Source organism: Microtetraspora sp. NBRC 16547 (genome assembly GCF_030268965.1).
Classification (GTDB): Bacteria; Actinomycetota; Actinomycetes; order Streptosporangiales; family Streptosporangiaceae; genus Microtetraspora.
In genome coordinates this window covers 91,903-113,156 of sequence record NZ_BSSE01000017.1, presented here as the reverse complement: position 1 = coordinate 113,156, position 21,254 = coordinate 91,903, and the positions used below count along the sequence as shown (strand labels likewise).

Annotated in this window: 24 protein-coding genes and 1 pseudogene; 22 read left to right on the top strand and 3 right to left on the bottom strand. The window is 69.0% G+C overall.

Going from position 1 to position 21,254, the window contains the following annotated elements; genetic code table 11:
* Window positions 1–20 precede the first annotated feature (20 nt).
* On the top strand, window positions 21–1,079 hold the full coding sequence (locus tag QSK17_RS22640; RefSeq protein WP_285707089.1) for a LacI family DNA-binding transcriptional regulator: 1,059 nt from the start codon (window positions 21–23) through the stop codon (window positions 1,077–1,079).
* 134 nt (window positions 1,080–1,213) lie between these two features.
* Window positions 1,214–1,513 carry a DUF6247 family protein gene (locus tag QSK17_RS22635; RefSeq protein WP_285707087.1) on the top strand — a complete coding sequence of 100 codons (300 nt, stop codon included), beginning with the start codon at window positions 1,214–1,216 and terminating at the stop codon, window positions 1,511–1,513.
* Between the two features lie 302 nt (window positions 1,514–1,815).
* On the opposite strand, the pseudogene tnpA reads toward QSK17_RS22635, so the two are convergent.
* Window positions 1,816–2,258, bottom strand: a pseudogene (tnpA, locus tag QSK17_RS22630) (IS200/IS605 family transposase).
* A gap of 22 nt (window positions 2,259–2,280) precedes the next feature.
* On the opposite strand from tnpA, the gene QSK17_RS22625 reads away from it, so the two are divergent.
* The 12 genes from QSK17_RS22625 (at window position 2,281) to QSK17_RS22570 (ending at window position 11,758) form a co-directional block, all read left to right on the top strand.
* Window positions 2,281–3,513 carry an RNA-guided endonuclease InsQ/TnpB family protein gene (locus tag QSK17_RS22625; RefSeq protein WP_285707085.1) on the top strand — a complete coding sequence of 411 codons (1,233 nt, stop codon included), beginning with the start codon at window positions 2,281–2,283 and terminating at the stop codon, window positions 3,511–3,513.
* 630 nt (window positions 3,514–4,143) lie between these two features.
* Window positions 4,144–4,458, top strand: a complete 315-nt coding sequence (locus tag QSK17_RS22620) for a response regulator transcription factor (RefSeq protein WP_285707084.1) — start codon at window positions 4,144–4,146, stop codon at window positions 4,456–4,458.
* 39 nt (window positions 4,459–4,497) lie between these two features.
* Window positions 4,498–4,704 (top strand): hypothetical protein, encoded by a 207-nt coding sequence (locus QSK17_RS22615; RefSeq protein WP_285707082.1) that lies wholly within the window; start codon window positions 4,498–4,500, stop codon window positions 4,702–4,704.
* A gap of 12 nt (window positions 4,705–4,716) precedes the next feature.
* Window positions 4,717–4,920, top strand: coding sequence for a hypothetical protein (locus tag QSK17_RS22610; protein ID WP_285707080.1), 204 nt, complete (start codon window positions 4,717–4,719; stop codon window positions 4,918–4,920).
* Window positions 4,921–4,996: 76 nt separating this feature from the next.
* A complete protein-coding gene (locus QSK17_RS22605; RefSeq protein ID WP_285707078.1) occupies window positions 4,997–5,548 on the top strand; it encodes a TlpA disulfide reductase family protein in 552 nt (183 codons plus the stop codon).
* Complete coding sequence (locus QSK17_RS22600) at window positions 5,548–7,326, top strand: ABC transporter ATP-binding protein (protein WP_285707076.1); 1,779 nt, start codon at window positions 5,548–5,550, stop codon at window positions 7,324–7,326. The genes QSK17_RS22605 and QSK17_RS22600 overlap by 1 nt, the downstream gene beginning before the upstream one ends.
* Window positions 7,323–7,778, top strand: a complete 456-nt coding sequence (locus QSK17_RS22595; RefSeq protein WP_285707075.1) for a S26 family signal peptidase — start codon at window positions 7,323–7,325, stop codon at window positions 7,776–7,778. Before QSK17_RS22600 ends, QSK17_RS22595 begins: the two co-directional genes overlap by 4 nt.
* A gap of 16 nt (window positions 7,779–7,794) precedes the next feature.
* The gene (locus tag QSK17_RS22590; RefSeq protein ID WP_285707074.1) at window positions 7,795–8,304 is read left to right on the top strand and encodes a MauE/DoxX family redox-associated membrane protein; all 510 of its coding nucleotides are present in this window, start codon (window positions 7,795–7,797) and stop codon (window positions 8,302–8,304) included.
* Between the two features lie 22 nt (window positions 8,305–8,326).
* Window positions 8,327–8,803 carry a hypothetical protein gene (locus QSK17_RS22585; protein WP_285707073.1) on the top strand — a complete coding sequence of 159 codons (477 nt, stop codon included), beginning with the start codon at window positions 8,327–8,329 and terminating at the stop codon, window positions 8,801–8,803.
* Window positions 8,800–9,831, top strand: a complete 1,032-nt coding sequence (locus tag QSK17_RS22580) for a peptidoglycan-binding protein (RefSeq protein WP_285707072.1) — start codon at window positions 8,800–8,802, stop codon at window positions 9,829–9,831. Before QSK17_RS22585 ends, QSK17_RS22580 begins: the two co-directional genes overlap by 4 nt.
* 20 nt (window positions 9,832–9,851) lie before the next feature.
* Complete coding sequence (locus QSK17_RS22575; protein ID WP_285707071.1) at window positions 9,852–10,517, top strand: ABC transporter ATP-binding protein; 666 nt, start codon at window positions 9,852–9,854, stop codon at window positions 10,515–10,517.
* A complete protein-coding gene (locus QSK17_RS22570) occupies window positions 10,514–11,758 on the top strand; it encodes an ABC transporter permease (protein ID WP_285707070.1) in 1,245 nt (414 codons plus the stop codon). The genes QSK17_RS22575 and QSK17_RS22570 overlap by 4 nt, the downstream gene beginning before the upstream one ends.
* A 12-nt stretch (window positions 11,759–11,770) precedes the next feature.
* On the opposite strand, the gene QSK17_RS22565 is transcribed toward QSK17_RS22570, so the two are convergent.
* Window positions 11,771–12,022: a hypothetical protein gene (locus QSK17_RS22565; RefSeq protein WP_285707069.1), complete on the bottom strand. Its 252-nt coding sequence runs from the start codon at window positions 12,020–12,022 to the stop codon at window positions 11,771–11,773.
* Between the two features lie 112 nt (window positions 12,023–12,134).
* Here QSK17_RS22565 and QSK17_RS22560 point away from each other — a divergent pair, with 112 nt between their 5' ends.
* The 6 genes from QSK17_RS22560 to QSK17_RS22535 are packed head-to-tail and all read left to right on the top strand — an operon-like array spanning window position 12,135 to window position 18,000.
* Window positions 12,135–13,067 (top strand): transporter substrate-binding domain-containing protein, encoded by a 933-nt coding sequence (locus QSK17_RS22560; RefSeq protein WP_285707068.1) that lies wholly within the window; start codon window positions 12,135–12,137, stop codon window positions 13,065–13,067.
* Window positions 13,068–13,079: 12 nt separating this feature from the next.
* Window positions 13,080–13,982, top strand: a complete 903-nt coding sequence (locus QSK17_RS22555) for an amino acid ABC transporter permease (RefSeq protein WP_285707066.1) — start codon at window positions 13,080–13,082, stop codon at window positions 13,980–13,982.
* A gap of 11 nt (window positions 13,983–13,993) precedes the next feature.
* On the top strand, window positions 13,994–14,743 hold the full coding sequence (locus tag QSK17_RS22550; protein ID WP_285707065.1) for an amino acid ABC transporter ATP-binding protein: 750 nt from the start codon (window positions 13,994–13,996) through the stop codon (window positions 14,741–14,743).
* Between the two features lie 7 nt (window positions 14,744–14,750).
* Window positions 14,751–15,935: an aminotransferase class V-fold PLP-dependent enzyme gene (locus QSK17_RS22545; protein WP_285707064.1), complete on the top strand. Its 1,185-nt coding sequence runs from the start codon at window positions 14,751–14,753 to the stop codon at window positions 15,933–15,935.
* 41 nt (window positions 15,936–15,976) lie between these two features.
* Window positions 15,977–16,810: an IclR family transcriptional regulator gene (locus QSK17_RS22540; protein WP_285707062.1), complete on the top strand. Its 834-nt coding sequence runs from the start codon at window positions 15,977–15,979 to the stop codon at window positions 16,808–16,810.
* The gene (locus QSK17_RS22535; RefSeq protein ID WP_285707061.1) at window positions 16,807–18,000 is read left to right on the top strand and encodes an amidohydrolase family protein; all 1,194 of its coding nucleotides are present in this window, start codon (window positions 16,807–16,809) and stop codon (window positions 17,998–18,000) included. Before QSK17_RS22540 ends, QSK17_RS22535 begins: the two co-directional genes overlap by 4 nt.
* Window positions 18,001–18,567: 567 nt before the next feature.
* Here the strand turns inward: QSK17_RS22535 and QSK17_RS22530 are convergent.
* Complete coding sequence (locus QSK17_RS22530; RefSeq protein ID WP_285707060.1) at window positions 18,568–19,035, bottom strand: hypothetical protein; 468 nt, start codon at window positions 19,033–19,035, stop codon at window positions 18,568–18,570.
* A gap of 57 nt (window positions 19,036–19,092) precedes the next feature.
* On the opposite strand from QSK17_RS22530, the gene QSK17_RS22525 reads away from it, so the two are divergent.
* Window positions 19,093–20,496 (top strand): cellulase family glycosylhydrolase, encoded by a 1,404-nt coding sequence (locus QSK17_RS22525; protein WP_285707059.1) that lies wholly within the window; start codon window positions 19,093–19,095, stop codon window positions 20,494–20,496.
* A 92-nt stretch (window positions 20,497–20,588) separates the two neighbouring features.
* The gene (locus QSK17_RS22520) at window positions 20,589–21,197 is read left to right on the top strand and encodes a maleylpyruvate isomerase N-terminal domain-containing protein (RefSeq protein ID WP_352231829.1); all 609 of its coding nucleotides are present in this window, start codon (window positions 20,589–20,591) and stop codon (window positions 21,195–21,197) included.
* Window positions 21,198–21,254 lie beyond the last annotated feature (57 nt).

Genomic DNA, 21,254 nt, shown 5'->3' with positions numbered 1-21,254 from the left:
CAGGTGACAGGATCCCGCTCATGAGCAAGTCGGATCGCATCCGGGTCCGTCTCGTGGACGTGGCTCGCGCCGCAGGGGTGTCCAAGACGACCGTGTCGGATGCGCTGAACGGAGCCGGGCGCCTTCCCGCGGCAACCCGCGAGCACGTGCAGAAGGTGGCGCGGAGTCTCGGCTACCGTCCGAACGCCACGGCGCGGCTGCTGCGCCGTGGGCACACCATGCTGCTCGGCGTGGCGGCACGGGAGTACGTCGAGACGCCGTGGGTCTATGCCGAACTGGCCTACTTCGGGACGCTTGTCACCGCGATCACCCAGGCGGCCTTGGCCCACGGATACGGCATCGTCCTGCTGCCCACCTCCGGTCCGGACGACTGCTGGCTGGACATGCCGCTCGACGGCGTGTTCGTCATCGACCCGGTCGAGGGCGATCCGATGGTCGGAGACTTCCTCGCGGCGGGTGTCCCGGTGGTCTCCGACCGCCGGGCTCTGACCGAGGTCGCCATCGAGGCACGGGAGCCCAGCCGATGGGTGGACTTCGACTACGACGGTGCCGTGCGCCAGGCCCTCGACCACCTGGAGGCAGCCGGCGCCGAACGGATCGCGATCGTCACGGCCGCGACCACGGCCTGCTTCTACCAGCAGTCGGTCGGCGCCTACCAGGACTGGTGTGCCGAGCGCGGCCGAGGACCCCGCGTCGCCTACATTCCCGGTCCCGGGCTCCAGCACGTGCTCAACGCCGTCGAGGGGCTGCTCAACGCCGCCGACCCGCCCGACGCGCTCTTCACCCTGGTCGAGATCAACCCGGCGCTCCTGCTGGACGCGATCCGCAAACTCGGCCGGTCCGTCCCTGACGACCTGCTGCTCGTCTGCACCACAGAGGACCCGACGGCCCCGTACACGGATCCGCCGACCAGCACGCTCAGCTATCTACCCGGCGAGACCGCTGAGGCGGCCGTGTCACTCCTCGTCGACAGCATCGAGGGCCGCGAGGGCGACCAGGGCCGCCTCCTGTCCGCCGACTTCCAGATCCGCGCGTCTTCGGCCTTTCCCGCCCGGCGGCCTGCCTTCCCATCCCCTTAGGGTCGGGCGTATGCGCCTTGGAATGCTGGGACCAGTGGCGAGAGCATGCAGCAGGAACATCGGTGGGGGAGGTTCCTATACTCATCGCGCTGGAGGAACGGGCGGCACCGAGCGGTCACGCATATGCTGCCCATATGAGCGCCCAACCCGTCCACGAGGATGATCCCCAGGACCCACAGACGATTCTGTGGGGACTGCCGGAACGGGAGCGCGACGAGTTTCTCCGCCAGTACCGGGCCGCCGTTGAGGCCGCCCGAGACGATGTCGCCCAGTACGCCGCTCTGCGGCTGCTGCTGCACCGGTGGAGCCTTGTCGTCGTGGCCGCCAACCAGCCCGGCTACTACGAGGCCGTCAGGGACGCCAAGGCTGGCACGGGTCGGTACGTGCCGCTGGAGGAGGCCCTGGCCGCCGAGCGCGCTCGGCGTGCGTCGTGACGTGGAGACCTGACCTGTCGGAGCGCCCCGGCCCCTCCGTAGAGGGGCCGGGGTACTGAACCCCCGACTTCACCTGCGCTGGGCAGTGCGCGGCAAAGGCCAAGTCCCGGCGAGGAGAGTATGGCGGCAACATCCTCTGATGACGGGGACACCAACATCGCCGCCGCCACCGACCATCACCGCAGCCACCCCATTGATGGCCTTCAGCTACCGGGATCGTCCGTAGTGCTCCGGCCTTCAGCTTCAGGCCGGGGGTGAAGCGGACTCTCCCACGTAGAGGGGCAGGAAAAGCCGATTCGCCGTCAAGGCGGATCGGTGTCTGGGTGGCTCAGACAGGGCGGTTCTGCTGCTCGATGTACTGGCGCAGGACGCTGATCGGCGCACCATCCACGCTCCCGGCGAAGTAGGAGCCCGACCACAGCTTGTTCGCCTGGTAGTAGTGGCGGGCCAGGTCGGGAAACTCGGTGCGCATCCGCCGGGAGGACACGCCTTTGAGTGAGTTGACGAGCCTGGACAGGGCGACCTTGGGCGGGAAGTTCACCCGCAGATGCACGTGATTGGCCTCGCCGTTGAACTCGGCCAGCTTGCACTCGAAGTCGGCGCACACGTCCCGCGTGATCTGCTTCATGCGTTCCAGGTGGGTGCCGGTGAACACCGGATGCCGGAACTTGGTGAGGAAAACCAAGTGGGCGTGCAGGCCGAAAACGCAATGCCTGCCTGTTCTGATATCTCCACGCTCGGCTATAGACCAAGGGTATGGTCACGGTGTGCAGCTCCGGTACAACGTCCGCCTGTACCCGACTCCCGTCCAGCGTGAAGCGCTGACTCGGGCGTTCGGGTGCGCTCGGGTGGTGTACAACGACGGGTTGCGCGCACGCCGGGACGCCCACGCGGCCGGCTTGCCGTATGTCTCGGACGGGGAGTTGTCCAGGCAGGTCATCGCCGAGGCGAAGAAGACGCCGGAGCGCTCCTGGCTGGGCGAGGTCTCCGCCGTGGTGTTGCAGCAGGCGCTCGCCGACCTGAACACCGCCTACCGCAACTTCTTCGCCTCCCTGGCGGGCACGCGGAAGGGGCGTAAGGTCGCCCCGCCCCGCTTCCGGTCCCGTAAGGACAACCGGCAGGCGATCCGCTTCACCCGCAACGCCCGGTTCTCCATCACTGCGGGCGGGAAACTGCGCCTGCCGAAGATCGGCGATGTGGAGGTCCGCTGGTCGCGCACCCTGCCCGCCGACCCATCCTCGGTCACGGTGGTCAAGGACGCAGCCGGGCGGTACTTCGCCTCATTCGTCGTCGAGGTCGCCGAACAACCCCTCCCGCCGATCGGCGCTGAGACCGGCATCGACCTGGGCTTAGGGCACTTCGCAGTTCTGTCGAACGGGCGGAAGATCGACGCTCCACGTTTCCTGCGCCGAGCCGAGAAGAAACTCAAGCGACTCCAGCGGGCGCTGTCCCGCAAGCGTAAAGGATCGAACAACCGGGCCAAAGCCCGTACGGCGGTTGCCCGCCAGCACGCCAAGGTCGCCGACGCGCGCCGCGAGTTCCACCACCAGGAATCCACAAGAATCATCCGTGAGAACCAAACGGTGATCGTGGAAGATCTGGCCGTCGTGGGACTGGCGCGCACCAGGCTGGCCAAGAGCGTGCACGACGCGGGCTGGTCATCCTTCATCGGCATGCTGGAGTACAAGGCCCGCTTGTACGGGCGGACCTTCCACCGGATCGACCGGTGGTTCCCCTCCTCCAAGCTGTGCTCCGAATGCGGAGCGCTCGCCGAGTCCATGCCGCTTTCCGTCCGGTCGTGGATCTGCCCGTGCGGGGCGGTCCACGACCGGGACGTGAACGCGGCGAAGAACATCCTGGCCGCCGGACGGGCGGAGAGGTTAAACGCCTCCCACACTCGTGGGCGGGACGGCGCGTGCCGTCCCGGTGGAGGGCAGGTAAGACCACCCCACCGGGTGGCACAGCCCGATGAAGCAGGAAGCCGCAGAGGTGCCGCATGAAGCGGCACGGGCTGAATCTCCAGCCTTCAGGCTGGGGAGCGCGTCAATTGGTCTCGCGACATGAGAACGCTTCAGGCCTGGATCTCGAACTCGGCGGTCTTCGTCATGGCCTCCCTCACAGGGCTTCGTGGATCGCTTCCGAGGAGATCCACACTGCCGGACGTCCCTTACGGTCCCCTTCCGGTGTCCTTAAGGTCCCTGTCGCGAGTTTTTGAAGCGGTATCGGTAACCGCGTGTGTTCGCTTCGAGGCTCAGGGCTCGATCTTGACACGAACTCTCAGTCCATTGAACATGAGCTCAGTCAACTGATGAGGCACTGAACGGGGCCGTCGGCAGAGGGGCGGCCACCCCCGGACGGGAATGGACCGGCGGGAATTTCCGCCTTCCCTTGGAGTGGGCGAGTTCGTGCTGCCCCGGCGCCGACGGAAAGGACCGCAGGAAGACCTACTTGACATTTGCGGCAGGCGCCACCATCACCTTCGCGCCATGAGGCTTCAAAGGCTGGAGTCAGGGCGGCTGTCCGCTGGCCATCGGGCCGGCCTCGATGCCGGCGTTGTCACTACAAAGGCAATCGGAGAACAAGGTTTTTTTCGAGCCAGATGACGGCGCAAGAGAGTGAAGGCGGAGTGAATGTCCGTTGATTTGCCGTTGGGTTTCGATGTCGAGTCGGCGCTGTCGCGGATCACTGATCTTTCCGGGCGCGAGCAAGAAGTGCTGATGCTGCTTGCCCATGGGCTCACAGATCAGCAGATAGCCGAGCATCTTTCCATTACTCATCGCACCGCGCGCGCCCACACGGCCAGCATCCTCTGCAAACTGCAAGTAACAGGACGCATACAGGCCGCAATGGTCGGATTCGCTGTGCATCGCGGATCGGAAATCGTCAATTGGCTGACCCGCCATGGCGGAACGGCCAATAGTCAGGGAATCGCCAGTAGCTCATGATGACTCCCAACGTCACTGACGGAGAAAGGGGGTGTTTCGATGAAGACGGCGTTGGCGCTGGGGGACCGTGTCCTGTCCGCCCTTGTGCCGAGAGCTCGAGCCGCGGCGACGGAATGCGACTACGTGACCTGCACGGTGTACGCGACCTGCTGCTCGGGCAGCTACTGCTGGTCCTGCTGGCGCACCGGCCGGCAGTACTGCTGCTCGTACCCCGGCGGAAGGTACTCCTGCGGGAGCTGCAACTAGGGAGGCATTCCGATGACAACGATGCTGAACCTGGCTGACCGGGTCCTGGCGGCGCTGGTCCCGAAGGCCAGAGCCGCAGCCGCTGACTGCGACTACGTGACCTGCACGGTGTATGCGACCTGCTGCTCGGGCGTTTGGTGCTGGTCCTGCTCTCGCCCCGGTCATCAGACCTGCTGCTACCGCTCGGGAACGGTGACCTGCACCACCTGTACGTAGCTGAGCATGTCGAGGCGTGTCGGCCTGCTCTCATCAAGCCGACACGCCGTCATCATTTTATTGAGGATGGTTGCCGATGACATGGAATGTGGCTGCCCTGGTCCTGCTCGGAGCGCTCTGCCTGGTGAATCTGCTCTTGACGGTCGCCGTCATCCGGCGACTCAAGGAGCACGCGGAGCTGTTGAGCGAGCGGGCGAGGCCCGAGATGTTCTCCAAATCGGCCGGCGATCCTGTCGGCGAGTTCACGGCGGTCACCACGGCGGGTGAGACACTCTCATCGAGTGAGCTGCCTCCCCTGGTCGTCGCGGCGTTCTTCGCGCCCGGCTGCCAGCCATGTGAGGAGCAGATTCCGCAGCTCACGGCCTACGCTGCCAGGTATCCGGCGGACGGACCCCGATTCTGGGCCGTTGTGTTCGACACCGGCGCCGATCCCGAGGCCGTCCGGGAGAAGGTCGCGGCGCTGGACGGCAATGTGCGCGTGATCCTGGAGCCGCCGGGTGGTCCGGTGGCCAGGGCGTTCGGGGTCAACACGGTGGTGCCGGCGTTCGTCGTGGCGGGTGACGGCGTCGTCCGGGGGACCGAGGGCACAGTGGACATGCTGCCGGACTTCAAGCCCGCGGGCGTGTGATGGTCCTTGCCGTCGCGCTGGCGTGGCGGTCCGGACCGCTGCGGGTGCTGGGCTATCTGCTGGCCACCCTGTGCTCCGCCGCCGTGCCCTTGAGCGTCGCCTGGCTGACCAAACTGACGATCGACGAGGTGGCGGCGGGTACGGTCTGGCAGCGGCTCGCTCCGTTGGCGATCGGCCTGGCCGTCGTCGGGGTGATCTCCAGCCTCATGCCCGGCGTGCTGAAGTATGTCCGGACCGCTTTGGACCGGGCGACCGGCCTGGTGGCCCAGGAGCGGTTGTTCGGCGCGGTCAACCGGCTGTCCGGGTTGGCGCGTTTCGAAGACCCGGCGTTCCTGGACCGGCTGCAACTCGCGCGCCAGTCCGGAGGGCTGACCCCGGGACAGGTGGTCGACACGGGCCTGCAGGTGGTCCGCGGCACGCTGGTCGTCGGTGGCTTCCTGACCGGTTTGTTCGTCATGAGCCCGCTGATCGCCGGGATCGTCGTGCTCTCCGCGCTCCCCGTGCTGGTGTCCGAGGTGTGGCTGTCCCGGCGCAGGGCCGCGATGATGTGGCAGGTCGTGCCCATGCAGCGCTGGGAGATCTTCTACGGCATGCTGCTGAGCGACGACCGGGCGGCCAAGGAGGTCCGGCTGTTCGGCCTGGGCGCCTGGCTGCAGAACCGGATGCTGCGCGAGCGGCGGCTTGTCAACGCGGCGCAGCGGCGGATGGACCGGCGCGGGCTCGCCGTGGAGACCTGCCTGGCGCCGCTGTCCGCCGTGGTCGCGGGCGCCGGCCTGCTGTGGGCGATCGCGGAGGCCGGGAGCGGCCGGCTGACTCCGGGCGACGTCGCCATGTTCATCGCGGCGGTCGGTGGGGTGCAGACCGGTCTGGCCCAGATGGCGGGTGACGTGGCCGCCGCCCACCAGCAACTGCTGTTGTTCGCGCACTTCCGGGCGGTGGTGGACGCGCCACAGGATCTCCCGGTCCCCGAGCGGGCCACCCCTGTCCCCCCGCTCCGGCGCGGCATCGAGCTGAAGGACGTCTGGTTCCGCTACTCGCCCGACCACCCCTGGGCCCTCCGGGGGGTCGACGTCACCATCCCGTACGGTGCCGCCGTCGCGTTGGTCGGCCGGAACGGTGCGGGCAAGAGCACCCTGGTCAAGCTGCTCTGCCGGTTCTATGACCCCACACGCGGCACGATCTTGTGGGACGGCGTCGACCTGCGCGACATGGATCCCACGGTGTTGCGCCGACGGCTGGGCGTGCTGTTCCAGGACTTCATGGAGTACGACCTGACCGCCGGGGAGAACATCGGCCTGGGCGACCTCGCGCTGATGGACGATCGGCGCCGGCTGGAGCAGGCGGCGCGGGACGCGGGCGTGCACGAGGACCTGGCCGCGCTGCCGGGCGGCTACGACACCCCGCTGACGCGCGTCTTTCTTCCCGCGGAAGAGGGGACCGGCGTGATGCTCTCCGGCGGCCAGTGGCAGCGGGTGGCCCTGGCCAGAGCGCTGCTGCGCGGCGACCGTGACCTGCTGATCCTGGACGAGCCCAGCTCCGGTCTGGACGCTGAGTCCGAACACGCCATCCACACCAGGCTCAGAACGCTCCGGCAGGGCCGTACCAGCGTGTTGATCTCCCATCGGCTCAACGCGGTCCGCGATGCCGACCACCTGGTCGTGCTGGACGCCGGGCAGGTGGTGGAGCAGGGCACGCACGAGGAGCTGATGTCGGCCGGCGGCCGTTACGCGGGCCTCTTCACCTTGCAGGCGTCCGGCTACCGGGAGCCGGTCAGTTGATCGTCTTCCTGTGGGTCGTCGTGGCGTGCGCGGTCGCCGGTCTGATCGCCCGGCGGTGGTTGCTGATCATCGAAGTGGAAGGCGGCAGTATGGAGCCGACGTACCGCGACGGGGACCGGCTGCTCGTCGTCCGTACGCCGGGCGTCGCGCGTACGGGGCGGGTGGTGGTGCTCGACCGCGGGCGACTCGGCCGCTGGGGAGCCGGAGCCCCGCCCGGTGAGCCGGCGACGGCGCCGCTGATCGTCAAACGGGTCGCGGGGGTGGCGGGCGACACGATCTCCGCAGAACTCGCAGAGCGGGCGAATCTTCCCTCGGGCGCTCACGTCCCTGCCGGTCATCTCATCATTTTGGGTGATAACTCTGATGGAAGCCTGGATTCTCGGTGTATGGGTTACATTCCTGCAAAGCCGGTTGTAGGCACCGTAGTCGGCCGACTGTCACAGAGCCAATGACAGGGCCGATGACCAGATGAGCTATCTGACGCTGGCCGCACGGTTGTTACTGATGGCGGTTTTCGTGCTTTCCTCCGTCGGAAAGCTGCGCGACCTCGGATCCTTCGCGAGGTCGTTGGTTCCACTGAAGCTCGCGCCGGCACGGCTGGCCGGGCATATGGCGGCTTCCGTGGTCGCCGCCGAGGTCACGGTGGTGTTTCTGCTGGCCCTGGCGCCCCGATTGGGTCTGGTGTCGGCCATCGCCCTGCTCCTGGCGTTCACCGTGGTCATCGTGCGGGCGATGTCGCGCGGGCAGCGGGCTTCCTGTAACTGCTTCGGCAAGCAGAGCGCGAACCTCGGTGGACGTCACGTCGTGCGCAATGTCCTGCTGATGGGTGCCGCGCTGCTGGGAGCCGTCGGTGAGGCGTTCTCGTCCGGCTCGCTGAAATTCGAAGGAATTGCGATTATCGCGGTCGCGGTGGCGGCATTGACAACTATTGTCTACTTCTGGGATGACCTTGTGGACCTGTTGGTCCCTATTCGGTGAGGCAGGAACGATGAGGTTCTGGTTGGGCGGGCTGGCGCTCCTCCTGGTGGCAGGCTGTGCGGCGGGTGGGTCCGATGACGTCGCTGCGCGGAAAGCGTTCGAAGACGGTCCGCTGAAGTTCGCCAAATGCATGCGAGAGAACGGGATCGACATGAAGGACCCGGTTCTCGGAGAGCCTGTCAAGCTGGGGCCGGAAAACGCCAAGAAAGAGGATCAGCCCAAGATCAACGCGGCGATGGAGAAGTGCGGCAAGCTCACCGGCTTCACGGAGAGCGGCAAGCAACTCACGCCCGACGAGCTGGACAAGGTCCGAGCACTGGTCCGCTGCCTACGCGAGAAGACCGGGCTGCGGATCGGGGATCCCGATGAGACGGGAAAGTATGAGGTCACCGGGCTGACCTCGGACGGAAAGAAGCTGCCCGACGACGAGTTCCGCACCAAGGTGGAGGCCGCCGGGCGGGTCTGCGACAGCGGTGGCGCGAAAGCGAACAATTCATGAGATGGGTCTGGGTGGGCGGAGGCGTCCTGGTGCTGGGCTGCGCGGCCGTCACCGTCTGGGCGATGGTGCCCACCACCGCTGCGGAAACGCCCACAACGGTGCGGTCGCCGCTGTCCACGGCGGCCGTCGAGCGGACGACTTTGACCGAGACGACCACGGTCGACGGCCGGCTCGGCTACGGACCGGCCACGGTCGTGCGCGGGCGCGCGCCCGGCACGTTGACGTGGGTGGCGGGCGACGGCGCGGTGGTGAAGCGGGGGAGACCGCTGTACCGGGTGGACGACCACGCGGTCGTCGCGCTCTGGGGCCGGACCCCGCTGTGGCGGCCCCTCAAGATGGGCGTCAAGGGCAAGGACGTCGCGCTGCTCGAACGCAACCTGGCCGCGCTCGGCTACGACGGCTTCACCATGGACGATTCCTACACCTGGGAGACGGCGCGGGCCGTCAAGCGCTGGCAGAGGTCGCTGCGGCTCCCGCAGACGGGCGTCGTCACCGCGGACCAGGCGGTCGTCGTGGCGGGGCCGGTGCGGATCGCCCGGCAGGTGGGTGAGCTGGGTGGACCCGTGTCCGGGGCGATCCTGGAGTACACCGGCACCGGCAAGGTGGTCAGCTTCGACCTGCCCGCCGATCAGCGGAAGATGGCGAAGGTCGGCGGCAGGGTCCAGGTGGAACTGCCCGACGGGAACACGGTCCAGGGCGTCGTGAGCCAGGTGGGCAGAGTCGCCGTGGCCGATCCCCAGAAGGGGGAGGCGCGGATTCCGGTCACCGTACGGCTGAAGAAGCCCGTTCGCGGCATGGACGAGGCGCCCGTCCGGGTCGAACTCGCGGCCGGCGGCAAGAAGGGCGTGCTCGCCGTACCCGTGGAGGCGCTGGTCGCGATGCCGGGCGACGGGTACGGCGTCCAGGTCGTCACCGGCACGCAGGTCAAGCTGGTCGTCGTACAGGTCGGCATGTTCGCGCAGGGCAAGGTGGAGATCAGCGGCGCCGAGGTCACGGAGGGAACGCGAGTCGGGGTACCCGCCGCATGACACCCGTCGCAAGCAGTGGTATGGCGGGCGTTCCGGCGGTGGAGTTCGACCGGGTGTCCCGGGTCTATCCCGACGGCACGGTGGGCCTCAGCGAGGTGAGCCTGCGGATCGGGCGTGGCGAACTGGCGGCCGTCGTGGGGCCGTCGGGATCCGGCAAGTCCACGATGCTGCATCTGATGGGGACGCTGGACCAGCCCAGCTCGGGCACGGTGCGCATCGACGGGCACGACGTGGCCGCGCTGAGCGACCGGCAGGTGTCCGGGCTGCGCGGCGGGCTGATCGGCTTCGTGTTCCAGCAGTTCCACCTGACGCCCGGCGTCAGCGCGGTGGACAGCGTGGCCGACGGGCTGCTGTACCGGGGCATCGCGCCGTCGGAGCGCAGGAGGCGCGCCGAGCGGGCGCTGGGACGGGTCGGCCTGGGACACCGGCTGACCCACCGGCCGAACGAGCTGTCGGGAGGAGAGCGCCAGCGGGTCGCGGTGGCGCGCGCGGTGGTCGGTGAACCCCTGCTGCTGCTGGCCGACGAACCCACCGGGAACCTGGACTCCGTCGCCGGTCAGGCCGTGGTCGAGCTGCTCAACGAGCTGCATGCCGACGGCACCACGGTCGTAGTGATCACCCACGACCGTGAGCTGGCCGCTGCCCTGCCACGCCGGATCGAGCTGCGGGACGGGAGGATCGTATGAGCGTGCACGTTTCGCGGTCGCGCGAGGAGGACGTGGCCCGGGCAGTCGGGGCGGGCTTGCCGGTCTCCCGGTTGCGCGGGCAGGACGTCGTGCGGGTGGGGCTGCACGGGCTGCGGGCCCGTGCGCTGCGGGTGACGCTGTCCGTGCTGGGCATCGCGATCGGGATCGCGGCCATGGTCGCCGTGGTGGGGATCTCCGCCTCCAGCCGCGCCGAGTTGGAGCGGACGCTGGACCGGCTCGGCACCGGCATGCTCACCGTCAGCCCCGGCGACAAGCTGGCCGGGGGACAGGCGGAGCTGCCGACCGGCTCGGTCGGCATGATCGGCAGACTGACCGCAGTGGAACAGGTCTCCGCCGCCGCCCGGCTGGCCGATGTCAACGTCTACCGCAACGACCGGATCCCGGCGGGGGAGAGCAAGGGGCTCAGCGTCCGCGCCGCCCGCCTGAACCTGCTGGAGGTCACGAAGGCCCGGCTGGCGCAGGGCACCTGGCTGAACCCGGCCACCGCCCGTTATCCGGTCACCGTGCTGGGCGCGCACGCCGCCGAGCTGCTCGGCGTGCCGAGCCCCGGGATGCGGGTCTGGCTGGGCGGACGCTGGTTCGCCGTGGCCGGGATACTCGAATCGGCGCCGCTCGCCCCCGAACTGGATGTGAGCGCTCTCATCGGGGAGCAGATCGCGACCACCCTGGGCTTCGAGGGCCACCCCACGACGATCTACGTTCAGGTGGGCTCCTCCGATCAGGTCCTCGCCGTCCGTGACCTGCTGGCGGCGACCGCCAACCCCGAAGACCCGCACGAGGTCAAGGTCAGCCGCCCGTCGGAGGCGCTCGCCGCCCAGCGAGCGGCCGACATGGCGTTCACCGGGCTCCTGCTCGGCCTGGGCGGGGTCGCGCTGCTGGTGGGCGGGGTCGGCGTCGCCAACACGATGATCATCTCCGTGCTGGAGCGGCGGGGTGAGATCGGACTGCGCCGCTCGCTCGGCGCCACCCGTGGCCACATCCGGGTGCAGTTCCTGGTGGAGTCGCAACTCCTGGCCGGGCTCGGCGGGCTGGGCGGCATATTGCTGGGCACCGCGGTCACCGCCGTCTACGCCCTGGCCCAGGGCTGGCCCGCCGTGCTGCCCACCTGGGCCACAGGCGGAGCACTGGCGGCGACCTTGATCATCGGCGGAATCGCCGGACTCTACCCGGCCATCAGAGCGGCCCGCACGCCGCCCACCCAGGCACTGGCCAGTCTTTGACGTCGGTCCGCCTCACCCGTCCGTGACAGCGTCGTCGCGGACGTGCGTGGTGAGCGCGGCGCGGGTTTCGCCGACCAGAACCTGCGCCTCGCTCACCGTCGCCGCGAGCGACTTCAGCGTCTCGCCAAGCGCTCCCAGCCGTCTGTGAGCGCGCCGGCCGAAGCCCGCCGGCACGCCCGGCACCTCGACCAGGCGGTGGGCCGTATCCCCGTGATCGCCCGCACCGGGTAGGTCGGGCAGCCGCGGATGCGCCGGACCAGCCATTTCGTCCCAGTATGCGGCCGGGCTCTTGACCATGCTGAGTCGGCTCCAATAGCGTCTCTCTCCGCGATACGTTGTCTCTCTCAAAGAGACTGTCTGAGGGATGTGAGCGCCCGTGAAGAGGGTGAAGGTCGCCACGGCGACGTTGGTGTCCGCAGTCGCGCTCGTCAGCTGTTCGACGCCCACCGATGCCCCTCAGGGTGATCAGGGGAAGACCGGCGGGGCGGCCTTCGAGCAAGCCGATGCCTTCCCGCAGATCCAGCCGAACCCGGAGGTCGAAGCTCTGCTTCCCGCGGGGATGAAGCAGTCGAAGAAGATCACGATTGTCCTCACTGCGGGCGCTCCGCCCACGTCGTTCATCTCTCCCGACGGGAAGACGAGCCTGGGGCTGAACGCCGACATCGGGCGCGCGCTCGCCAGGACGATGGGGGTCGAGCCGACGCTCGTGTCCATCCCGCTCGACGGCATCATCCCCGGACTGCAGTCGAAGAAGTACGACATGGCCGTGGCCTCCATGTCACCGAGCCCGGAGCGGCTCGAGGTCCTCGACATGGTCGCCTTCACCAAGGGCGGCTCCGCGATCGCCGTACCCGCGGGCAATCCGAAGGGCCTCAGCTCGAAGACGCTCTGCGGCCTCCAGGTGGGCGTCGGCGTCGGATCCTTCCAGGCCACGACCCGGCTGCCGAAGCTCAGCGAGGAGGCGTGCACAAGCCAGGGCCAGCCGGCCATCAAGCCCGTCGAACTGCCGGACCAGAGCCAGGTGCTGCTGGCCCTGTCGAGCGGCCGCATCGACGCGGTCATGGCCGACGGTCCGGTCCTGGGCTACGCGCAGAAGACGCAGGACACCAAGTTCGAGGTGCTGCAGGACGAGTCCAACCTGACCTCGACCGGCGGGATGGCCGTCGTCAAGGGCTCCGAGCTGACACCGGCGGTCGTCAAGGCGATGGAGGTCCTCCACGGGCTCCCCGAATACAACAAGATCTATGAGAAGTGGGGGATGCCCGGCTACGCGCTTCCGGCCGCCGAGCTCGGCCAGCTCAAGGGCTAGGTGATCGAACCCATGAACGTCACCGAAGGGCCCGGTCTGAGGCCCCGCCGGAATCCCAAGAGAAGCCCATGGCGGTACGTCGTCATCGCCGTGATGCTCTTCCTGGCGCTCGCGCTGGCCGACGTGGTCCTGACCAACCCGAACTTCGGCTGGCCGGTCGTCGGGCAGTACCTCTTCAGCGCCGTCATTCTCGACGGGCTCCTGCTGACGCTGGAGCTCACTGCGGTCGTGATGGTCGTCGGATCCGTCCTGGGCGTGATCCTGGCGGTCATGCGGACGTCCACGAACACGTTCGTCGCCCGGGGCGCGTGGGCCTACATCTGGTTCTTCCGCGGCACGCCGCTGCTGATCCAGGTCATCTTCTGGTTCAACATCGCGGCCCTCTTCCCGCGGATCTCGCTGGGCGTGCCGTTCGGCCCGACACTGGCGGGCATCGACGCCAACGCCCTCGTCACGCCGTGGACCGCCGCGGTGCTCGCGCTGTCGCTGAACGAGGGCGCGTACATGGCCGAGATCGTGCGCGGCGGCCTGCTGGGAGTCGACCGAGGCCAGTACGAAGCGGCTCAGGCGCTCGGCATGCGGCCGAGCAAGGTCTTCGGGATCATCCTGCCGCAGGCCGTACGCACCATCATCCCGCCCACCGCCAACCAGCTGGTGACCACGTTCAAGAACACCGCGCTGGTCAGCGTCATCGGCCTGGCGGATCTCCTGCACAGTGCCCAGGTCGTCTACGCGCTGAACTACCAGACGATCCCGCTCCTCATCGTCGCGGCCTTCTGGTATCTCCTCCTCACCTCGCTCCTCAGCTACTTCCAGTCGCTGCTGGAACGCAGGTACTCGAAGGGCTACGTGCCGAGGTCGCGCCCGCGGGCCGCGACCGGGACGAGCGACGCCGTCGCGCTCAAGGAGGCCTAGTGGAGACTCCCATGATCGTCCTGAGGGGGATCCAGAAGCGGTTCGACTCCGTGCACGTCCTCAAGGGAGTCGACTACTCCGTGTCCAGGGGATCGGTCAGCTGCCTGATCGGCCCCTCCGGCTCGGGCAAGTCCACCCTGCTCCGCTGCATCAACGGGTTGCAGCCGGCGGACGAGGGCGAGGTCTGGGTCGACGGCGAGCTGATCGGCCTGCGGATCGACGGGGATCACGTGATCCCGCTGCCGGAGAAGGAGATCGCCGACCAGCGCCGCCAGATCGGCATGGTCTTCCAACGGTTCAACCTCTTCCCGCACATGACCGCGCTGGAGAACGTCATGTCCGGGCCGCTCCGCGTCAACCGCGCCGACAAGGAGCGGACCCGCGACCTGGCCATGGGACTGCTGGACCGGGTGGGCCTCGCCGAGCGCGCCGATCACTACCCCAACGAGCTGTCGGGCGGGCAGCAGCAACGCGTCGCCATCGCCCGGGCCCTGGCGATGAAGCCCAAGGTCATGCTCTTCGACGAGCCGACGTCCGCGCTGGACCCCGAGCTCGTGGGCGAGGTGCTCTCGGTCATGCGCGACCTCGCCGCCGAGGGCATGACGATGATCGTCGTCACCCATGAGATGGGCTTCGCCCGTGACGTCGCCGATCACGTGTGCTTCATGGACGAAGGCGTCATCGTCGAGGAAGGCCACCCGGACACCGTGCTCACCGATCCGCGTACGGCGCGGGCACGAGAATTCTTGAAGCGAGGCTGACACAACAGTGGACAACCGCATCGACGTCGAACGGGTGCGCGACGAGACCCCGGGCTGCCGGGACCTCATCCATCTGAACAACGCCGGCTGCTCCCTGCCCCCCGCGGCCGTCGTCGACACGATGACGGACTACCTGCGGAACGAGGCGTCGCGGGGCGGATACGAGGTCCAGAGGGAGCGATCCGAGCAGATCGAGGCGACCTACACCTCGCTCGCCTCCCTGATCGGAGCCAGGCCGTCGGAGATCGCGCTGGCCGACAACGCGACGCATGCCTGGGACATGGTGTTCTACGGCATGCGGTTCACGCCGGGAGACCGGATCCTCACCTGCCAGTCGGAGTACGGAAGCAACGCCATCGCCTACCTGCAGCAGGCGAAGCGCTTCGGCGTCGAGACCCGGGTCGTCGGCAACGATGCGAGCGGGCAGATCGACCTCGACCAGCTTGAGAGGGAACTGGGCGACGACCGCGTCAAGCTCGTGTCGATGACGCACATCCCGACCCAGGGCGGCCTGATCAACCCGGCGGCGGCGGTCGGCGCGCTGGCCGAGGCCGCCGGGGTGCCGTTCCTGCTGGACGCCTGCCAGTCCGTCGGGCACCTGAACCTCGATGTCCGCGAACTCAGGTGCGACGTGCTGACCGGAACGGGCCGCAAGTACCTGCGGGGGCCGCGCGGTACGGGCTTCCTGTACGTGCGGGAGGACGCCATGGACGCGTTCGAGCCGGCCGTGCTCGACAACGGCTCCGCGGTGTGGACGTCACCCACCGCGTACGAGATGAACCCCGACGCCCGACGTTACGAGACGTGGGAGAAGAACTACGCGGCGGTCGTCGGCCTGGGAGCGGCCGTAGACTACGCCCTGGCTCTGGGGATGGACGCGATCGAGGCCCGCGTTCTCGCGCTGGGCGACCTGCTGCGGCGGACGCTCACCGGTGTCGAGGGGGTGCGGGTTCACGACCTCGGGCAGAGCCGGTGCGGGATCGTGTCGTTCACCGTCGAAGGTGTCACGCCCGATGACGTGAGGCCGGCTCTCGCCGGCAAGGGAGTCAACGTCAGCGTCTCGAAGTCCACGTCGTCGCAGTGGGACCTGCCGTCACGGGGTCTGGCCAGTGTCGTACGGGCATCGGTGCACTACTACAACACCGAGTCGGAGATCGAACACGTCGGATCACTCGTCGGCGACCTCCGATGAACGAGCCCGGGGGCCGATCGCGATGATCGAGAATGGACGCGATGATCCTCGGAGCTGACTCGCGGTTGGAGGAAGACGTGGTGGAGGGGCCTGTCAAGCCCGCGTCGTTGCAGGGCGTGGACCGGGTGCTGACCGTGCTTGAGGCCTTCGTGGGGCAGGCCGAGTGGCGTGTCTCCGATCTGGCCAAGCACCTGGGCATGCACAAGGCGGTGACGCACCGGATCGTCCGGTCTCTTGAGGCACGGCAGTTCCTGGAGCAGGCCGAAGCCCGCGGTTCGTACTCCCTCGGCCCCGCCGCGGTGGCGCTCGGCCGGGCGGCCGGGCGGCGTGCCCCGCGGACGGCCGCCCGCCGGCACCTGATCCGTCTGGCCGAGCAGACGGGGGAGGTCGTGCTCTTCTACACGCTCCGGGGCCACCGCTACGTCTGCGTCGAGCGGCTGGACATCAACGCGGAGACCGCGGTGACCGTGGAGATCGGTGACACCATCGGCCTGAACGCCGGAGCGGGGAAGACCATGCTCGCCTTCCAGGACGAGCGGTTCGTCCAGGAGGTTCTCGCCGCGCCGCTGCCGCGCTACACCGACCAGACGCCGACCGACCCGGCGGCCATCCGCGACATGCTCGACCGGATCAGGGCCGAAGGGGTCTGGGTCAGCGACGGGGAGATCACGCCGCACACGGTCGGCGTGTCGGCACCGGTCTGGGACACCGACGGATCGGTGCGGTACTGCGTCTGCGTGACGGTGCTGGAGCAGGCGGTGGACGAGCGGCGGCTGGCCAGCCTGTCCGCCGCCGTCCAGGACACCGCCACGGCCGTGTCACAGAGCTTGGGATACCGCGAAGGCGGCGTCGAAGGAGATCAGGGAATCACATGAGGATCGCGTTCAGGGCCGCCACCGTCATCACGGACGTGCTCGCCGACGAAGCCGTCGCCGACGCGACCGTCCTCGTCGAAGACGACCGGATCGTCTGGGTCGGGCCGACCGTCGACGCGCCGGCCGACGAGGCGGCCGCGGTCGTGGACCTCGGCCGACGCGTCCTGTTTCCCGGGCTGATGGACGCGCACGTGCACCTGGCCTTCGACGCGGGGAACGACCCGGTGGCGAGCATGCTCGCCAGGGACGAGCAGGCGCAGCTCGACGGGATGCGGCTGTCAGCGCGGCAGTTGGTGGAGAGCGGGGTCACCTTCGCCAGGGACCTCGGTGCGCCGCGCGGACTCTCCGCGCGGATCCGCGACGAGATCCGGAGTGGGACGACGCCGGGCCCCCGCCTGATGGTCGCCGGCCGGCCGCTGACCCGGCCGAACGGGCACTGCTGGTTCATGGGCAACGAGGTCGACGGGCCCGAGCGTGCGCGGGCCGCCGTACAGGAGGAGATCGAGGCCGGGGCCGACCTCGTCAAGGTCATGGTCACCGGCGGTCGCATGACCCCCGGTACGGACCCGCTGCGCTTCGAGGTGTCCGAGGCGGCCCTCGCGGCGATCGTCGACGAGGCGCACCGGCTCGGGGTCACCGTCGCCGCGCACGCCCTGTCGACGGTGGGCGTCCGGGCGGCGGCCGCCGCGGGGGTCGACTCGGTCGAGCACGCGACGTTCATCTCGCCCGAGGGCGGGGACGGCTACGACGCGGCCGTGGTCCGCGATCTGGTGGGCGCCGGGACCGGGGTCTGTCCGACGCTGGGGCTCGCCGGAGCGCACACCCATCCCATCTCCCTCGACGTCAGGGGCGGCTGGGTGGCCCAGCTCCACGCCGCGGGGGTGCCGATCCTCGCCGGGACCGACTCGGGCATCCCTCGCCACCCGCACGTCGGCGGGGTCGTCGACGGCCTGCGCGGACTCGTCGCCTCGGGCCTGTCCGTACGGCAGGCGCTGGCGGCGGCCACGGAGGCCGGAATGCGCGCCGCCGGACTGGCGCAGGCGGGCGCGGTCAAGCCCGGATACCTGGCCGACCTGATCGCGGTCGATGCCGACCCGCGGTCCGGCGTCGACGCGCTGCTGGATCCCCCGTTCGTCGTCGTGGGCGGTCGCGTAGTCAAGGACGTCATCGGCTGCGCCGCCGCCGGGTAAGCGCCGCCCGGTCACGACTCCGAGCGGCAGGTGCCCGGTGAGGGTCAGCGTGGCCGGGCGCGGGAAGTCGAGGGCCGGAACGCCTGAGCGGTAGTCGCAGCCGAGGACCGACTTCCCCTGGTCGCCCATATGTCGCCGCTGCTTGCCGCTCCCGGGGCTGGCCCGCTCTCACCGCCGCTCCGGAGCGGCTCCTCGCGTTCGACTCCACGTTGCAGGTGGCGAAGCTGCCCGGCGCCTGAACCCAGCCAAGATCCGCTGAATCCCTGATGCGCGTGTGGCACACCCGGTGCCACGGTAGAGGGGTCGGGGGATGGTTACAGGTCAGAAGGGGTGCCACGTTGGTGGCACCCCCGTGGCAGGGCCGTGGCACCCCCGCTCGGGGAGGTCTGGCACCCCTCGCAGCAAGATCAACAAGAGCCCGCACAGGGGGAGTCGGCACCCTCTACGCCCGCGCGGGCGACTGGTTCGCCTGGCTGTGCTTGGCGCTGGCCGTTCTGGCGCCCGCCTCACTGAGGGTGCGCGCATCGGAGCGGCAGGCAGCAGCCTGATCCCCCAGGGGATGCCCTTTTAGCCTGCGCCCGCGGGCGCGTGGTGCTTCTTGCGCGGCAGGGCGGCCAGTCCGGCGAGCCAGCCGAGCGCGACACCCCACACCAGCCCCGAGGCCAGCGCTCCCGCCAGGTATCCCGCGTACGCGCCGAGGCCCGTGGACGCCGTCTGCGCCAGCACGACGGCCCGCAGCAGGTCGGCGAGCACGGCGCCCGTCAGGAACGCGCCGCACGTACGCCAGAAGCCGCCGCGCGCGAGGGCGACCAGGGCGACGAGCACCAGCGCGGCCACGCTGTCGGTGAGAGCCATGAGCCATGTCGTCTCGCCGACCGGGACGAACCGCAGCCCGGGCAGCCCGGACGGGAGGCCGAGCGCGGCGGGCACGGCCAGGTAGCCCACCCGGGTGACCAGCGAGACGCCGAACACGCCGAACGCGGCGACGATCAGGACGGTGACGATCACAGGCAGGCGGTTGCGAGCAAGGCTCATATTCGGCCATGCTAGCCGCGTCCACGTTTCCGGCGGAAGCCCCTCGGAGATCAGCAGATGAAGACGGCTCGGTGGATCGTGTCCCTCACCGCGCTGGCCGTCCTGGCCGGTGGCGTCGCCTCGGCGACCAGGAGTGCGCCGGAGCCGAGCACGCGCTTCATCACCGACGATCAGGGCAGGGCGCTCGTCCTGCGCGGCTTCAACACGGCGAGCAGCGCCAAGAGCACCCCGGACGCCCTGCCCGAGTTCACCGAGGCGGACCTCGACCGCGAGTACCGGGACATGGGGACGAACTTCGTCCGATTCCTCATCCAGTGGCGCGCGGTGGAGCCCCAGCCGGGCGTCTATGACACGAAATATCTGGACAAGGTGGCGGAACGGGTCCGCTGGTACAGCAAGCGTGGCTGCCACGTCCTGCTGGACATGCACCAGGACGTGTGGGGCAGCGGGGTCAGCCCGGAAGGTGAGACGGGCAACGGCGCCCCCACGTGGGCGACCTATCTCGACGGGTTCCCGGTCGAGACCGACCTGCCCACCTGGGAGTTGGGCTACCTGGAGCCGGGCGTCATGCGCGCCTTCGACAACTTCTGGAACACCACCGGCGAGCACCCCGAACTGATGGACCACTACGCCAAGGCGTGGAAGGCGGTCGCCGCCAGGTTCAAGGACGACCCCGCGGTACTCGGCTACGACCTGATGAACGAACCCTGGGGCGGCTCCGTTCAGGGCCCGCGCTTCGAGGCCGGCCCACTCGCCGCGCTCTATCGGGCGACCATCGCGGAGATCCGGTCCGTGGATCCGGATGGCTGGATCTTCCTGGAGCCGCAGGCGGTGGGCGTGAACTGGGGGCTGCCCTCGGGGCTCCCGCACTTCGACGACCCCCGGAGCGGTCCGCCCCGTATCGCCTACGCCCCGCACCTCTACCCGCTGCCGCTCGACCTGGGCGACGACTACACGGCGGGCTCCAAGGAGTGGACCGACCGCACGCTCGGCTGGTGGCGCGACAACGTGTTGCGCACGGCGGACCGGCTCGACGCGCCGATCCTGCTCGGCGAGTTCGGCCTCGACATGACCAGGCCGGGCGCGAGTGACCTGGTGGACCGGGTCGTACGGCTCAGCGAGCGGATGGGTGCGGGCGTGGCGTACTGGTCTCGGGACCCGTGGTCCTGGGGCCCGTACGACGAGAGCGGCACGGCCACTCCCCTGGTCGACGTCTACGCCAGGCCCTACCCGCGGGCGATCGGCGGCGTCCCCGTGAACATCCGCTCCGAGGCGCGCTCGCTGACCGTGACCTTCGACGGCAACGAGTCGGGCCCGACCGAGATCTATCTGCCCGCGGCGGGCTTCCCCAACGGGGGCCGGGCCTCGGAAGGCGAGGCCACCTGGGACGCTGCCAGGCGCGTCCTGACCGTCAGGACCAAGACGTCCGGCCGGATCACCCTCACGATCACCCCCAAGTAGCCGGACGGCTCCCCGCCTCGGAAGGGGAGCGTCCCGAGCTCTCATGCCACTTGCCACACCCTGGCCTCCAGTGTCGGTGCGAAGATGCAGACGTGGACGGAAGCGTGATTCTGCGGACGGCTGATGAATGTGGGCGATTTCTGAACATGGTGGTGGATCGGGATTGGATGACCCCGATTCCAGGGATGGACTGGACCGTCGCGCGGGTCGTGGCACACATGAGCGAATGCCTGCTGTGGTACTCCACTGATCTCGTCGTAGGTGATAGAGAGCTCAGCACCATGGAGATGCGTGTCCGACCCGAGTCTGAGCAGGCGGACCTTGTCGCCACGTTGACCTCCTTCGCCGCACTCCTCGCACGTGTCGTCGACGGTGCACCGCCCCAGGCTCGCGGATGGCACCCCTACGGCCGCGCAGACGCCTCCGGATTCGCGGCCATGGCGTGCGACGAGATGCTTGTTCATATGGCTGACGTAGGCCACGGCCTCAGCCGCTCATTCGTACCCTCGGAGGCGCTCAGCGGCGCTACGTTGCGCCGACTGTTCCCGTGGGCACCCACCGACACGGACCCGTGGTTGACATTGCTTTGGGCCAATGGCCGCGTTGATCTCCCCGGCCACGAGCGTCAGGTCGGATGGAGATGGCACTGCGCTCCCTTGGCCGAGTGGGACGGCGTCAACCCATCGACCGTCTCCGATTGAAGGTCACCAAGCGCTGCGAGGATGGGACCGACGGACTCCCGCAGGACCGCGAGAGTC